Annotated in this window: 9 protein-coding genes; 4 read left to right on the top strand and 5 right to left on the bottom strand. The window is 52.5% G+C overall.

Annotated features, from left to right (window positions below; all coding sequences use genetic code 11):
- Positions 1 to 41: 41 nt before the first annotated feature.
- The 4 genes from QZQ97_RS24410 to acs form a co-directional block, all read right to left on the bottom strand.
- A complete protein-coding gene (locus QZQ97_RS24410) occupies positions 42 to 560 on the bottom strand; it encodes an ester cyclase (RefSeq protein ID WP_311995502.1) in 519 nt (172 codons plus the stop codon).
- A gap of 170 nt (positions 561 to 730) precedes the next feature.
- Positions 731 to 2,383: a cation/acetate symporter ActP gene (actP, locus tag QZQ97_RS24405; RefSeq protein ID WP_311995501.1), complete on the bottom strand. Its 1,653-nt coding sequence runs from the start codon at positions 2,381 to 2,383 to the stop codon at positions 731 to 733.
- Positions 2,380 to 2,691 (bottom strand): DUF485 domain-containing protein, encoded by a 312-nt coding sequence (locus tag QZQ97_RS24400; RefSeq protein WP_004954024.1) that lies wholly within the window; start codon positions 2,689 to 2,691, stop codon positions 2,380 to 2,382. The genes actP and QZQ97_RS24400 overlap by 4 nt, the downstream gene beginning before the upstream one ends.
- Before the next feature lie 91 nt (positions 2,692 to 2,782).
- A complete protein-coding gene (gene acs / locus QZQ97_RS24395; protein ID WP_311995499.1) occupies positions 2,783 to 4,741 on the bottom strand; it encodes an acetate--CoA ligase in 1,959 nt (652 codons plus the stop codon).
- Positions 4,742 to 5,636: 895 nt separating this feature from the next.
- Between acs and gltP the strand changes: the two genes are divergently transcribed.
- Positions 5,637 to 6,953 (top strand): glutamate/aspartate:proton symporter GltP, encoded by a 1,317-nt coding sequence (gene gltP / locus QZQ97_RS24390; protein ID WP_311995498.1) that lies wholly within the window; start codon positions 5,637 to 5,639, stop codon positions 6,951 to 6,953.
- A 161-nt stretch (positions 6,954 to 7,114) separates the two neighbouring features.
- Here gltP and QZQ97_RS24385 read toward each other — a convergent pair whose 3' ends face one another.
- The gene (locus QZQ97_RS24385; RefSeq protein WP_311995497.1) at positions 7,115 to 7,276 is read right to left on the bottom strand and encodes a hypothetical protein; all 162 of its coding nucleotides are present in this window, start codon (positions 7,274 to 7,276) and stop codon (positions 7,115 to 7,117) included.
- A gap of 53 nt (positions 7,277 to 7,329) precedes the next feature.
- Between QZQ97_RS24385 and QZQ97_RS24380 the strand changes: the two genes are divergently transcribed.
- The 3 genes from QZQ97_RS24380 to QZQ97_RS24370 all read left to right on the top strand — a co-directional run bounded on the left by QZQ97_RS24380 (position 7,330) and on the right by QZQ97_RS24370 (position 11,576).
- A complete protein-coding gene (locus QZQ97_RS24380) occupies positions 7,330 to 7,986 on the top strand; it encodes a carbonic anhydrase (protein WP_311995503.1) in 657 nt (218 codons plus the stop codon).
- The gene (locus tag QZQ97_RS24375; protein ID WP_311995496.1) at positions 7,964 to 9,436 is read left to right on the top strand and encodes a SulP family inorganic anion transporter; all 1,473 of its coding nucleotides are present in this window, start codon (positions 7,964 to 7,966) and stop codon (positions 9,434 to 9,436) included. Before QZQ97_RS24380 ends, QZQ97_RS24375 begins: the two co-directional genes overlap by 23 nt.
- A 601-nt stretch (positions 9,437 to 10,037) precedes the next feature.
- The gene (locus QZQ97_RS24370) at positions 10,038 to 11,576 is read left to right on the top strand and encodes a ShlB/FhaC/HecB family hemolysin secretion/activation protein (protein WP_311995495.1); all 1,539 of its coding nucleotides are present in this window, start codon (positions 10,038 to 10,040) and stop codon (positions 11,574 to 11,576) included.
- Positions 11,577 to 11,620 lie beyond the last annotated feature (44 nt).

The raw sequence follows: 11,620 nt of genomic DNA, 5'->3' as shown, positions 1-11,620 counted from the left end.
CGCGAGGAAACAACGGGCGCAGCTACGCTGCGCCTGAGTTGCTACATTTGCACGATCCCCAACTGCCGTAATAACGTCAGATTATCCTCAATATGCCAATTGGCGGTTATTGCTCCTTGCTGGATCTGATAGATATCAGTTGCAATAAAATCAATGAGTTGTCCCTTTCCCTGTTTACCCTGAAAACGGCCTGTGAAATGCCCTTTAAAGTGCAAATGCGCCACGACGCGATCGCCGGAGACAATCATTTGCGTCACCTCGCAACGTAAATCCGGGACGGCCTGGCGGAAGGTTTTCGAGGCCTCCAACGCTCCTCGAATACCCTGCATTCTGCCAGCGGGTAAGGTCATATCGGTAAAGTCACGGGCCAGCGCCTGCTTTGCCAGCATCTCATCGCCGGTATTCCAGAAGCTGTCGTAGCGTTTGGCGGCAAGTATTTGAGCCTGCAACTGTGCAACCGGAAGGGTGTGGTCGCTAATCAACCGCAATGGTTCTATGAGCGGGGCTGCCAGTGTGTTGCCGGCAAAGGCCAATAATAGTAAGGCTGTAGGCTGTTTCATGATCCGGTCTCTTGAATTGTTCAGAGCACCTATCTTGATTCCTGTTAGCCGAATGAAAAACCCCGATAGAAGCGATGAACCTTTAAAGACTATTTATAACTGACAGAAAGAGAAAAGGCCCCGAAGGGCCTTTGATTAGGGGGTGTTTGCTTTCTTCACTTATTATTCAGTTAATGCGAGCTACCTTGTGAGATGCCCAGCCCGGTTTGCGAACGTACAAACTGAGAGCGGAAGCGCTCGCGTTCTTGCTGCCCGGCCAGCGAACTATCGGTGACGGAGAACAGCCAAGTTCCTACAAATGCCACGAGCATCGAGAACAACGCCGGGTATTCATAAGGGTAGATCGGTTTTTCATGGCCAAGGATCTGAACCCAAATCGTCGGGCCCAAGATCATCAGGATCACAGCGGTCAGCAAACCCAGCCAGCCACCGATCATCGCACCACGGGTCGTCAGGCGCGACCAATACATCGAAAGAATGATGATCGGGAAGTTACAGCTGGCGGCGATAGAGAAGGCCAGCCCCACCATAAAGGCGATATTCTGCTTCTCAAACAAAATTCCCAGCGCAATCGCCACGATCCCCAGGATCATCACGGTGATCTTGGAAACCCGCAGTTCATCACGCTCGGTCGCTTTGCCATCTTTAACCACGCTAGCGTACAAGTCGTGAGATACCGCAGATGCCCCTGCCAGCGTCAGGCCGGCAACCACCGCGAGGATGGTGGCAAAGGCGACTGCCGAGATAAAGCCGAGGAAGAAGTTACCGCCAACCGCATTGGCCAAATGCACAGCAGCCATATTGGTGCCGCCCAACAGCGCCCCGGTAGCGTCTTTGAACGCCGGGTTAGGACCCACTAACAAAATTGCGCCGAAGCCGATAATAAAGGTCAGGATATAGAAGTAACCGATAAAGCCGGTGGCATAGAACACGCTTTTACGGGCCTCTTTGGCATCGCTGACGGTGAAGAAGCGCATCAGAATATGCGGCAAACCGGCAGTACCGAACATCAGTGCCAACCCCAGGGAAAGCGCGGAAACAGGATCCGAGACCAGACCACCCGGGCTCATAATGGCGATGCCTTTCGGGTGGACTTTCACGGCTTCGGCAAACAGGGTGTTGAAGTCAAAATTGACCGATTTCATCACCATCAGCGCCATAAAGCTGGCACCAGCCAACAGCAGCACCGCTTTGATAATCTGTACCCAGGTCGTGGCCAGCATGCCGCCGAACAAAACGTATAACACCATCAAAATGCCGACCAAAATTACCGCCACGTGGTAGTTCAGCCCGAAAAGTAATTGGATCAACTTACCGGCCCCGACCATCTGGGCAATCAGATACAGCGCGACCACCACCAGGGAACCGCAGGCGGAAAGCGTGCGGATCGGTTTTTGCTTCAGACGGTAAGAGGCTACGTCAGCGAAAGTATAGCGGCCAAGGTTACGCAGGCGTTCGGCAATCAGGAACAGAATGATCGGCCAGCCGATCAAAAAGCCGATAGAGTAAATCAGCCCGTCATAACCGGAGGTATACACCAACGCGGAAATGCCGAGGAAAGAGGCTGCCGACATAAAGTCACCCGCGATAGCCAGACCATTCTGCAAGCCGGTGATTTTCCCCCCTGCAGTGTAATAGTCCTGGCGCGATCGGGTGCGTTTGGAAGCCCAATAGGTGATATACAAGGTGGCGCCGACAAACAACACGAACATGACGATTGCTTGAATATTCAATGGTTGGCGTTGTACTTCGCCGCCAATGGCATCGGCAAAGGCCAACCCCGGCAGAGCCAGAAGGGGGATGGCGGACAGTAAAGGCTTCATTTCTTCACCTCACGCAGGATTTCTGCAGTCAGGCGATCAAACTCGCCATTAGCGCGGAATACGTAGATCCCGGTCAAAACGAAAGAGATAACGATCAGGCCCACACCCACCGGGATCCCGCGAGTGATGGTCGATCCGGCAGCGATCGGCGTGCCAAGCCACTGCGGATCGAAAGCGATCAGTAAAATAAAGCCAACGTAAAGCACCAGCGTAATCAACGAAAGCAGCCAGGCGAAGCGGCCGCGTTTTCGTACCAGCTCTTTAAAACGCGGGTTTTCCTCAATCCTTTGATAAATGGTGTCATTCATCAGTGCGTCTCCAGTAGGTATTGATCGAGAACGCCGCGCTGACAGCCGTCCATCGGGTGATTTCCTGATGAACGGCCGGAGACGGCGGAAATTACGACGGTACTTTCATTGATTGTTTTTCTTCCAACAGCTTGTCGACGACTGCCGGGTCCGCCAAGGTTGATGTGTCACCGAGGTTGCTGGTGTCACCCGCAGCGATTTTTCGCAGGATGCGGCGCATGATCTTGCCGGAGCGCGTTTTGGGCAGCGAATCTGTCCAGTGCAGCACGTCTGGCGTGGCGATCGGCCCTATTTCCTTGCGTACCCAGTTACGAACTTCGGTATAGAGTTCGGGAGAAGGTTCTTCACCATGATTCAGCGTGATATAGGCGTAAATCGCCTGGCCTTTAATATTATGCGGAATGCCGACTACCGCCGCTTCGGCGATTTTCGGATGCGAGACCAGCGCAGATTCGATTTCTGCGGTACCCAGACGGTGCCCGGAAACGTTCAGCACGTCATCGACACGGCCGGTGATCCAGTAATACCCATCTTCATCACGGCGTGCGCCGTCCCCGCTGAAATACATGCCTTTAAAGGTAGAGAAGTAAGTCTGCTCAAAACGATCGTGATCGCCGAACAGCGTACGCGCTTGGCCTGGCCAGGAATCGGTGATCACCAAATTGCCTTCGCAGGCGCCTTCCTGAGGTGTACCTACGTTATCGACCAACGCAGGCTGTACGCCGAAGAACGGCCGCGTGGCAGAGCCGGCTTTCAGCTCTGTGGCACCAGGCAGGGGGGTGATCATAAAGCCGCCGGTCTCGGTCTGCCACCAGGTGTCGACGATCGGGCATTTGCCGTTACCGATTTTGTTGTAATACCACTCCCAGGCTTCCGGGTTGATCGGCTCCCCGACCGAACCCATGATACGCAGTGAATCGCGTTTGGTGCCCTCGATCGCTTTATCGCCTTCGGCCATCAGCGCACGAATGGCGGTAGGGGCGGTATACAAGATATTGACCTGATGCTTATCAATCACCTGTGACAGGCGGTTGACGCCGGGATAGTTTGGCACGCCTTCGAACATCAAGGTGATGGCACCGCAGGCCAAAGGGCCGTACAGCAGATAGCTGTGGCCTGTAACCCAGCCGACGTCGGCCGTACACCAGTACACGTCGCCTTCGTGGTAGTCGAATACGTACTTGAACGTCATGGCGGCATACACCAGATAGCCGCCGGTGGTGTGCAGTACGCCCTTGGGTTTGCCGGTCGAGCCGGAGGTATAAAGGATAAACAACGGGTCTTCCGCATTCATCTCTTCCGGCGGGCAGTCGGCGGAAACGCCGTTGATCAGCTCATGCCACCATAAATCACGGCCTTCCTGCCAATAACCCGGCTTGCCGGTACGTTGGAAAACGACCACGTTGGTGATGCTTTTCACGCCAGGGTTTTTCAGCGCGTCGTCGACGTTCTTTTTCAGCGGTACGGCACGTCCGGCGCGCAGGCCTTCGTCAGCGGTGATAACCAGCTTGGAGTTGGAGTCGATAATGCGGCCGGCGACTGCCTCTGGCGAGAAACCACCAAAGATTACCGAGTGCACCGCACCGATACGTGCGCAGGCCAGCATGGCGACCGCGGCTTCCGGCACCATGGGCATATAGATAGCCACGACGTCGCCTTTTTTGACGCCCAACTTTTTCAGTACGTTGGCGAATTGGCAGACATCGTGATGCAGTTGTTTGTAGGTCACCTGTTTCGACTGGGTGGGATCGTCACCTTCCCAGATAATGGCGGTCTGGTCACCGCGTTCGGCCAGATGGCGATCGAGGCAGTTGGCCGCCAGGTTCAGTGTACCGTCTTCAAACCAGCGGATACTGATATGGCCCGGGTCGAACGAGGTGTTTTTTACCCGGCTATAAGGTTTGATCCAGTCGAGAATTTTTCCTTGCTCCCTCCAGAATGCCTCCGGGTCTTGCACCGACTGTTGATAATATTGTTGGTATTGTTCTGGGTTAATCAGGGCGTGTTCTGCAATTGCAGAAGGAATAGCGTGTTTATGCACTTGGCTCATAGCTTTTCTCCTTGAAGTTGTTAATGATATGTCAACTGAAGGTTAAGTATAGTTTGCTATGATTCTTTGTTTCTTTTTTGCGCGGCAGATCACGCAACAAAGATATTGATTTGTAATAGTTCTGTCTTATTTGCGTTGTGTATCTACCTGCTTGGCGGAAAAAATCGGTTAAATAGGTGGTTTTTGTCAGAAAACGCTATCTAAAGAACCAAAAAGAATAACCAATCTCAGACTAAACGCACTTCCTATATATCATGGCGAATATAAAACCTTGAGTATTAATTTCTACTCAACCATTTAGACGTATGCTGGCTATTAATATACCAGCAGATATTAATAGTGGGGTTATTATCATCACTCTTGGCTTAATAAACCTGCCTGGGCTTTGCCGTGTTTGATGAATATTTTTCTGAATACTGATTTTAGATGAATAATTCTCATTTGTGTTTTCAACGAAAAATATCAACAAAATAATTACCAGGCGAAATGTTTTTTGTTTTCATTTTTAAAACCTTTATGCAACATAATATAAACATCATTAGCGGACTAAATATGCAGATTCTGCGAAAAATAACGCATTTTAATTATGGGTAAAAATTAAACGATCGGATTAATGTGTGACTTATGGCACATAAAATTATGTTTTTAATAACAAGTAATTATGCTATGCGAAGCTGAGGTGAATAATTTTTATGATTCGATTCAGCGCGCAAGCCCGATAAAACAAGGGTTGCAGACAAGGTCGCTCAAATGGTACTGATTTAAGCAACGTCACACTAAGGGCAGGTGGACGCCTTCTTGTAATGAACATAAGCCCGTATTAAATGATTAATTATTCTTTTCTTCGTGTTGCAGTTAAATACGTTGAAAGGAGTCTTTTGAGGACTCTTTGGGTATGAAAAGTGTAAAAATTAGCCTTGCTTGGCAAATCCTGATAGCGCTGGTACTAGGTATTATCGTCGGTGCGGTACTTCATAATCAGACGGAGTCACGCGAGTGGCTGGTCAGTAATATTCTTAGTCCGGCCGGTGATATCTTTATTCGCTTGATCAAGATGATCGTCGTGCCTATCGTTATTTCTACGTTGGTGGTAGGTATCGCCGGAGTCGGCGATGCGAAAAAGTTAGGCCGCCTCGGATTGAAAACCATTATTTATTTCGAAGTGATTACCACCGTCGCCATCGTGGTAGGGCTGACGTTGGCTAATGTTTTTCAACCCGGTCACGGGATCGATATGTCGACGCTGACGGCGGTCGATATCTCCCAATATGAAAAAACCACCGAGCAAGTGCAAAGTGGCTCGCATAGTCTGGTGGCGACCATTCTGTCGTTGATTCCGTCGAATGTCTTTGCCTCCATGGCCAAAGGCGACATGCTGCCGATTATCTTCTTCTCGGTGCTGTTTGGCCTTGGCTTGTCGTCATTGCCGAAAGAAACCAAAGAACCCCTGCTGAAGGTGTTTAAAGCCGTTTCTGAAAGCATGTTCAAAGTCACCCATATGATCATGCGTTATGCGCCAATTGGGGTATTTGGACTGATCTCCGTGACGGTAGCCAACTTTGGTTTCGCTTCGCTGTTGCCGCTCGCCAAACTGGTGTTATTGGTGTACTTCGCCATCGCCTTTTTCGCTCTGGTGGTACTGGGCGCGGTCGCCCGCTTATGCAACCTGCGTATCTGGACGTTAATCCGTATCCTGAAGGACGAACTGATCCTGGCTTATTCCACCGCCAGTTCTGAAACCGTGTTGCCACGCATCATTGAAAAGATGGAAGCCTACGGTGCACCGAAGGCGATCACCAGCTTTGTGGTGCCCACCGGTTACTCCTTTAATCTGGACGGTTCCACGTTGTACCAGAGCATTGCCGCCATCTTTATTGCGCAGCTGTACGGGATTGAGTTGTCTTTAGGCCAGGAAATTGTGCTGGTGGTGACGCTTATGGTCACGTCCAAGGGGATCGCAGGCGTACCCGGCGTTTCTTTCGTGGTGCTGCTGGCAACCTTGGGCAGCGTCGGCATCCCGCTGGAAGGGCTGGCGTTTATTGCCGGCGTCGACCGTATCCTGGATATGGCACGTACCGCTTTGAACGTAGTGGGTAATGCGTTGGCGGTACTGGTCATTGCCAAATGGGAACATCAGTTCGACAGCAAAAAAGCGCTGGCTTATGAGAAAGAGTTCTTGTCAGGCAATGCCAAACAGGCAAGCGAGTCTTAATAGTCTGCTTGTGCAATTATTGGAAAACCCGCCTTATGGCGGGTTTTTTTATGCCCGATTTCTGGTGGGTCAGGCAGTGAGTGTAAAGAATGTTCTATTTGGAGTTACTTTAGTTTTTTAATGTGTTTGTTGTGGTTAATTACTCATTTAAATCAAAGTGTTTATTCGTTTTTGTTAAAAGTTCCCGGCTGTTTTTCCTTGTCAGATTCGTCGCTGCTTCTATGGTTAATAGGGGCCTTTCCTGATGGAGGAACGGCGCTGTGCGTGTAAAAAATGCCCCATGCCAATTTTTGCTTTGGGATAGAACCATCATTTTGATTCATGTAATTGGCTCCTGGGCGGGTAGGCGAGAGCCTGTTTGTCCCCCAACAGAGAGATGCATGCCGTGACGATACTTAAACCCCTGATAGCCAGAAACCGCAGCTGGGCGCTACAGCAGCGCCAGCGCAACCCGCATTATTTCCGCAAGCATGTCGCCGGTCAGCAGCCGCAGGCGTTATGGATCGGCTGTTCCGACAGCCGTGTCCCGGCCGAGGTTCTGACCGGCGCACACCCTGGTGAGCTTTTCGTCCATCGCAATATCGCCAATATGGTTCTTGAGGATGACGATAGCCTGATGAGCGTACTGCAATATGCGCTGGAGTATCTGCAAGTCTCCGCCATTGTATTGTGCGGCCATTACGGCTGTGGCGGCGTACAGGCTGCAGTGGCGTTGCCGGCAATGTCGCTGGCACAAGAAGACAGCGCGTTGGCGCGACGAATGGCGCATTTGCGGCATTCACTGGAACATAACTTACAGGATTATCAGCAAGCAGAGGGGAACGACGCTGCGCGTCTGAACCGGCTTATCGACGCGCACGTGGTGACCCAGTTCACCCATTTGATTGCCAGCGAACCGGTGCGCCGACGCTGGGAGCAGGGCAAGGTGCTGGACGTTTTTGGCTGCATTTACGATCTGCAAGAAGGGCATTTGAAGGAGCTCGTCCATCAGAACGCTGCGGAGGTGGATCATGAACTTCAGCACTCTGCGTAATGATATTCCCGCCGGAATAGTGGTGTTTCTGGTGGCATTGCCACTTAGCCTTGGCATAGCGCAGGCCAGTGGCTTACCTCCTTTTGTCGGGCTGCTGACCGGGGTAATCGGCGGTATCGTGGTCACCTTGCTGAGCCCTTCGCGCTACGCTGTCAGCGGGCCTGCGGCCGGCTTGGTTACCATTGTGACCGCTGCCATGGAAACACTGGGTTCATTTTCATTGCTGCTGGTGGCGCTGATGCTGGCGGGAGCGCTGCAGCTTATTTTCGGCCTGTTGCGTGCCGGACGCTGGATCACGCTGGTGCCCGGTACGGTGATCCAGGGCATGCTGGTGGCCATCGGTATTTTGCTGATCATGCAGCAGGTGCCGGTAGCGTTGGGTGTACAGGGGGATGCAAGCCTGAAGGCGTTGCTGGCCGACGGCGCTGAACTATTGTCGCCCGCTTCGGCGCTGATTGCCTTGGGCGCTCTGTTGATCATGTGGTTGTGGACCACCGCACCGGTGAAACGGATCCCGTTGGCCCGTTATCTTCCCGGCCCGCTGGTAGCGGTGCTCTGGGGCAGCCTGGCCGTGGTCTTTGGTGAGCGCTGGATGCCGGACAGCATCGGCGCCATGCCGCGCATTTCACTGCCTAAATTCGACAGTGCTGAGGCGTTGGGCGAGCAACTCAGCCGCCCGGACTGGCAAGGTGCCTGGCGCAACCCTTCGGTTTATCTTATCGCGCTGACGTTGGCGCTGGTGGCTAGCCTGGAAACCCTGCTGAGTCAGGAGGCGCTGAAAAAACTGAAATCCCAAACGCCGGCACCTTCGCCGGACAAGGAAATGCGTGCTCAGGGCGTTGGCAATATGCTGAGCGGTTTTCTCGGCGGTCTGCCGATCACTGCGGTGATTGTTCGCAGCTCGGTGAACGTCAATGCCGGAGCGCGTAGCCGCATTTCGATTCTGCTGCATGGTGTGCTGCTGCTATTATGCGGCCTGTTCTTCAGCGATGCGCTAAACACCATTCCGTTAGCCAGCCTGGCGGCGGTACTGCTCTATACCGGCTATAAGCTGGCCTCTCCCGCATTATTTACCGCCCAGTGGCGCCAGGGGCTGCCGCAGTTTATTCCCTTTATTCTCACCGTTTCCGGCATCATTATCTTTGGCATGTTGGCGGGGATCGCCGTCGGGCTGATGGCGCAGTTGCTGTGCAGTACCTACAAAAGCCACCGCAATGCGCTGCAACTGAGCTGTTACGACGATCATTATGTGGTGCGGTTTCACCAGAACCTGACTTTTCTGCATAATCCGCGCCTGCAAAGTCTGCTGGCGCAGATCCCCGATAACTGCGTGGTGATCGCCGAGCATGATAACGCCGAATATATTGATCCTGACGTCAAAGCCATGTTGGCGGACTTCGGCGCCGGGGCGGCTGAGCGGGGTATCCAACTGAATCGCTGGCCGGTATAAACTCACATTTCCCCCTCCGGCGCGTTTGGTGGGGGAAGTATGTGGCGTTTGGTATGGCGATAGCACTACATCACTTGCCTGTTGTAGCGGCCTCAGCAATATTAAACGCTTATATTTAATTTAATGTCAGAACAACTATCTGGGTATTTATATTTAAAATAGCGACAGTGTTATATATTTAACCTAATGTGGCATCATCATACGTCTTGCGTTAACGTAACGTCTTAAATTAGCCTTGTTGCAACAACCGCAGCATTTTAATACCTTGTTAGGTAATCTAATAAAACTCACCCTTCACATTGCCGCGAGCCTATCCTGTAGGCGTGCAGGCTGACTGCGGGAAAATAACTTACTGTTTATAGTAATGGAAACGGATATTCCGTTAGTGAATGTATAAAGGAAGAGCGGTAAAGTAATGAATATATTCTCGCTGTGTATAAATAAATCATTAAGTATTGTTTTTACGTTGAAGAAGACGTGCCTTATTTATTCCTGGCGTTGGTCTGTACTCAATTTATTTATACTGTTTTCCCCAATCACACAGGCTGCATTGCCCAATGCCGGCCAGGTTATCAGAGACGTAGAAACCACGAAGCCCAGTTTGCCGCCACCGGTCGCTTTACCTTCCCCGCATCCTGAGAAACAACAGGCTGCCGTTAGCGAAGACACCTCGCCGCGTTTGTGGGTGGCCGGTTTTCGGTTTGAGGGCAATCAGGCTATTTCTGCCGAACGGCTGGCATCTTTGCTGAACAAGCTAGGTGGGCGTGAATCAAGCCTGGCGCAATTACAGGAGGCCGCACAGCGTGTGACGGCTTATTACCGTCAACAAGGCTATGTGCTGGCTCATGCCTATTTGCCCAAGCAGGAAATCGTTGACGGCTATGTGCGTATCGCGGTGGTTGAAGGCAGATACGGGCAAATCCGTTTGGCCAACAAGTCGCACGTTCGCAGCACTGTATTGCAACAGCCCCTGTCAGGCTTGCGCAGCGGCGATATTGTCCGCGGCGATACGCTTGAGCGCAGCCTGCTGTTGCTCAGCGATATCCCAGGTTCATTAATCAAAAATACACTCTCACCCGGCGCACACCCCGGCACGACCGATCTTACTGTCGATGCAGCGCCGGCACCGTGGTTGAGCGGTTCGTTACAGGCCGATAATTATGGCGATACCTACACAGGTGAATACCGTGGCGGCGGGGCGCTCAGTGTCAATAGCCCTTTGCGACTGGGGGATCAGTTAGATTTGCGCCTGTTGAGCAGTGATAAACACCAGCGTTACTACCGTGCGGCTTATCAACTCCCGGTAGGGCCTTGGTCCAACCACGTGGGCATCGCGCGTTCGCAGATGAGCTACCGATTAGGTAAGGATTTCAGTGAATTGCAGGCTCATGGCGATGCCGTTATCAATAGCGCATTTATTTCCCAGCCGCTGCTGCGCAGCCGGGCTGCAAACATCAATGCTCAACTGCAGTTTGAAGACAAAACGCTGCGGGATGATATCGATCTCTTTGAAAGCCGCAGCCGGAAGCGCGTTGCTTTATGGACCGCAGAGATCGGCGCCAATGCGCAGGATCGCCTATTTGGCGGTGGCCAGAGCGCGGCTTCGCTGGCGTATGGTTTCGGCCGGCTGAACATTGAAGATCCTTACGCCCGTCAATGGGATCGGTTAACCGCAAATACCGGCGGACGGTTCAGCAAGGTGACGTTCAGCGCATTGCGCCTGCAAAACCTGAATGACCGTTTTCAACTTTACGCCCAACTGAGTGGCCAATGGGCGCCTGGCAATCTGGATTCCTCAGAGAAGTTCAGCATTGGCGGTCCCTATGGCGTACGCGCCTTTGCGCCAGGCAGCGGCAATGGCGACCTGGGTTGGCAGTCCAGCCTCGAGCTGCGCTATGCCCTCAGCCCTGGTTGGCAGTTGAGCAGCTTTATCGATCAGGGGCAGGCGCGCATCAATAAACAGCCGTGGACCACGGAAAAAAACACCGTGCATATGGCTGCCGCAGGTGGCGCGCTGGCGTGGGGTGGCGCCCATCATCAGATTTCCCTTACGGCTGCCTGGCCGCTCGCTCGCTCGGGCACCGACAGCAGTTCAGAGAAATCGCCCAGAATTTGGATTCAGGCGGCCCGGTATTTCTGAGCCCCTGATGATGAAGCCCTGCTGCCGGAGCGCAGCGGAAAGTC

Origin of the sequence: Serratia sp. root2 (genome assembly GCF_031931805.1) — a bacterium.
Lineage (GTDB): Bacteria > Pseudomonadota > Gammaproteobacteria > Enterobacterales > Enterobacteriaceae > Serratia > Serratia inhibens.
The sequence above is the reverse complement of the archived record's forward strand: the minus strand, read 5'-3'. Positions and strand labels throughout refer to the sequence as shown.

Excerpts from the sequence above, each read along its gene's own strand:
- QZQ97_RS24385 (WP_311995497.1), bottom strand. The coding sequence starts at position 7,276 with ATGAATCAAAATGATGGTTCTATCCCAAAGCAAAAATTGGCATGGGGC.
- QZQ97_RS24410 (WP_311995502.1), bottom strand. The coding sequence starts at position 560 with ATGAAACAGCCTACAGCCTTACTATTATTGGCCTTTGCCGGCAACACA.
- QZQ97_RS24380 (WP_311995503.1), top strand. The coding sequence starts at position 7,330 with ATGCATGCCGTGACGATACTTAAACCCCTGATAGCCAGAAACCGCAGC.
- gltP (WP_311995498.1), top strand. The coding sequence starts at position 5,637 with ATGAAAAGTGTAAAAATTAGCCTTGCTTGGCAAATCCTGATAGCGCTG.
- acs (WP_311995499.1), bottom strand. The coding sequence starts at position 4,741 with ATGAGCCAAGTGCATAAACACGCTATTCCTTCTGCAATTGCAGAACAC.
- QZQ97_RS24375 (WP_311995496.1), top strand. The coding sequence starts at position 7,964 with ATGAACTTCAGCACTCTGCGTAATGATATTCCCGCCGGAATAGTGGTG.
- QZQ97_RS24400 (WP_004954024.1), bottom strand. The coding sequence starts at position 2,691 with ATGAATGACACCATTTATCAAAGGATTGAGGAAAACCCGCGTTTTAAA.
- actP (WP_311995501.1), bottom strand. The coding sequence starts at position 2,383 with ATGAAGCCTTTACTGTCCGCCATCCCCCTTCTGGCTCTGCCGGGGTTG.